At 70.1% G+C, this 2834-nt stretch carries 4 protein-coding genes; 1 reads left to right on the top strand and 3 read right to left on the bottom strand.

Annotated features, from left to right (window positions below; genetic code table 11):
• Positions 1-152 precede the first annotated feature (152 nt).
• Positions 153-407, bottom strand: a complete 255-nt coding sequence (locus FNH05_RS35635) for a WhiB family transcriptional regulator (RefSeq protein ID WP_144593246.1) — start codon at positions 405-407, stop codon at positions 153-155.
• Positions 408-696: 289 nt separating this feature from the next.
• A complete protein-coding gene (locus FNH05_RS35630; protein ID WP_144593245.1) occupies positions 697-1605 on the bottom strand; it encodes a diacylglycerol/lipid kinase family protein in 909 nt (302 codons plus the stop codon).
• A 261-nt stretch (positions 1606-1866) separates the two neighbouring features.
• On the opposite strand from FNH05_RS35630, the gene FNH05_RS35625 reads away from it, so the two are divergent.
• Positions 1867-2340: a hypothetical protein gene (locus FNH05_RS35625; protein WP_186382909.1), complete on the top strand. Its 474-nt coding sequence runs from the start codon at positions 1867-1869 to the stop codon at positions 2338-2340.
• Between the two features lie 8 nt (positions 2341-2348).
• Here the strand turns inward: FNH05_RS35625 and FNH05_RS35620 are convergent, their stop codons facing one another.
• Positions 2349-2834, bottom strand: coding sequence for a GNAT family N-acetyltransferase (locus FNH05_RS35620; RefSeq protein WP_144593244.1), 486 nt, complete (start codon positions 2832-2834; stop codon positions 2349-2351).

The following is a 2834-nucleotide window of genomic DNA, read 5'->3' as shown; positions in this document are numbered from 1 at the left end:
CCGCTGTGTCTCCTGATCAGACGCGTGAGGGCCGGTACCCGGCGACAGGGGGTACCGGCCCTCAGGGCGTCTTGCGACGGACTGAACAGTCCCGCGCGGCCGGTGGGAGGCCCCGGTGCAGGGCCGCGCCAAGCCGCGCCGTATCGTTTGGTTCAGGCGTTGCTGCGAGTGCCGATGTGAGCGCGGCGACGCTTGAGGGCGCGACGCTCGTCCTCGCTCATACCGCCCCACACACCGGCGTCCTGACCGCTGGCCAGAGCCCAGGCCAGACAGTCGGAGGCCACCGTGCAGCGGTGGCATACGGCTTTCGCCGCGGCGATCTGCGACAGAGCGGGACCGCTGTTCCCTACCGGGAAGAACAGCTCGGGGTCCTCGTCTCGGCAGGCCGCGTCGTGGCGCCAGTCCATTTCGTGAGCTCCTTCTGGGGGCGCAAGTTTTTGCGCCACAGGTCGTCATGGCGGTCGTTTTTTGGGGTGCTTGTGAATGCTTTCACGAAGCACCGGGTTCGACAAGGGTTTTTTACACATCGGTGAGTGAGCTCACCTACTCGGGCGACCCGCCTGACCTGCGGTTTCTCGCCGAAACGACCTTCCGTCGCGAAGGACGATGCGGTGAGCGGGGCCCTGGCGTCGATGAGCGGCAGCTCGCACTTTGCCCGGTACGATCACCCAGGGAGACCGTGAGGGCGCGCCCCGCTCATACCAAAACGGTCAAGGCTCCCGGCACGCTCACGAACTCGACACGGGTTCGCAGGCCTACCGGATCTCCGTCTACCTGGAAGTTTACCGGCTGTTCGGCCGAGACGCCGAGCGTCGGAAGGTCGTCGTGGCGGACCAGTGGGCGGCTGCGATGAACGGCATCGGCGCGCAACGCCTGGCGTCCGTGGCGGAACACCGTGGGCAGGCCCAGCTTCCGCAGGGCGAACAGACCCAGTCCGGTATCGAACGAGGTCCCCGTGTTGAGGCGCACCGGACGGTTGCCGAGGTAGCTCCAGGGGTCGGTGTTGGACACGAAGGCGGTCCGCACGGACACCGGCTCCTCGCCGGGCAGGTGGACGGTGAGCGGGATCCTGCCCAGCGGCGGCCGGAAGTAACAGGTGACGGCCGCCCGCAGGTACAGCAGCGCGTTCGTCTGCTTCCCGCGGCGGTCCGCCACCGCGGCCACAACGTCGGCGTCCCAGCCGAGCCCCGCGTTGAAGGTGAACCAGCGGTCGTCGGCGCGGCCGAGCCCCACCCGACGGCGGCGGTCGCCCTCGATGGCGCCGAGCAGCTGATGGGTGGCCTCGACCGGGTCGCGGGAGATCCCGAGCGCGCGCGCGAACACGTTCGCCGACCCGCCCGGCACCACACCGAGCGCCGGCGCGTTGCCCGGCCCGCCGCTGAGCAGGCCGTTCACCACCTCGTTGACCGTGCCGTCGCCACCGTGCGCGACGACCAGGTCGATCCCCTCCCGCGCCGCGCTGCGCGCCAGTGCGTGCGCGTGGCCGCGGTAGTCGGTCTCGACGACCTCGAGTTTCACCTGGCTCGCGAGGGCGTGCGCCAGCACATCGCGGCCGCCCGGAGTGGTCGAGGTGGCCTGCGGGTTGACGACGAGAAGCGCGCGCACTACCGCAGGGTAGGTCACCGGAGGGCCAGGGGAGGGGCCGCGGAGTTGCAAGTCACGAGTAACCGTTGCGAGTGCCGGTGAGACCTCCCATCACTCGATCGGGCCGCTCGTCGTGACAAGTGCACCCGGGCCGACCGCCCGCTCGCCGACGACCCCCCGATCTTGACCCTCTTGGCCGGGGTTCGAAAACGGCCGACCGGGTGGCATACCATCGAAACTGTTCACGCAAGGTCACAGACCCAGGTGAGAGGCTCGTTTCCCGTGTGGCTCGCAGACAAGATCGTTCCGGCGCCGCGTGAGGTCCGGCTCGCCGGGCTCTTCACGGCGCTGCCCGGTGTCGCCCTCCTGGTCCTCGGCGTGCTGCTGCTCGTCGCGCCGGGCACCTCGGACGCGCCCAGCAACAACCTGCTCGCGGAGGCGGCGTTCTACGCCCTGCTCGCGGTCGCCGTGCTGGGCTGCGCGGCCGGGCTCGGCTTCGGCCACACCTGGGCGCGCTCGCCCGGGGTGGTGTTCGCGCTGATCACCGCGGGCGTGGGCTGGTACCTCACCGGGCCGTCGGGACGGCCCGCCTTCGGGGTGCCGGTGATCCTGCTCGGTCTGCTGATCCTGGTGCTGCTGTTCCGCCAGCCCGCACGGGCCTGGTCGCTGGGCCAGCAGGAGGGTGAGAGCGAAGAGGAAGCCGCTCGCCGCGGCGGGATGGCAGGCCGCGCCGCACAGCGCGAGAAGGACCTATAGGCAACCCATCACCCGTCGCTGTTCGCGAGTTTTTCCAGTGCGGTGTCGGTGAGCCGGTAGACGGTCCACTCGTCCATCGGAACGGCGCCGAGCGCCTGGTAGAAACCGGTGGCGGGGTTCCAGTCCAGCACCGACCATTCGAGCCGGGCGTAGCCGCGGTCCACGCATTCGCGGGCCAGCGTCGCCAGCAGGGCCTTGCCCAGCCCGGAACCCCGTAGCTCCGGCCGGACGTAGAGGTCCTCCAGGTAGATGCCGTGCACCCCGCGCCAGGTCGAGAAGTTCAAGAACCACAGCGCGAAGCCCACGATCTCGCCGTCCTGCTCGGCGACGTGGGCGAACACCGCGGGCGAGGCGCCGAACAGCGCGGCGCGCAGTTTGTCGGCGGTCAGGCGGCACTCCGCGGGCGCCTTCTCGTAATGGGCGAGGTCGTGCACGAGCTGCACGAGGGTCTCGACGTCGGATTCGCGGGCTCGGCGGATGCGGCTGTCGGGCAC

This window comes from Amycolatopsis rhizosphaerae (assembly GCF_007713715.1).
In the GTDB taxonomy this organism is placed as follows: domain Bacteria; phylum Actinomycetota; class Actinomycetes; order Mycobacteriales; family Pseudonocardiaceae; genus Amycolatopsis_E; species Amycolatopsis_E rhizosphaerae.
This window is presented reverse-complemented; position numbering and strand designations above follow the sequence as displayed.

Coding starts and splice junctions, on each gene's coding strand:
- FNH05_RS35635 (WP_144593246.1), bottom strand. CDS start 407: ATGGACTGGCGCCACGACGCGGCCTGCCGAGACGAGGACCCCGAGCTG.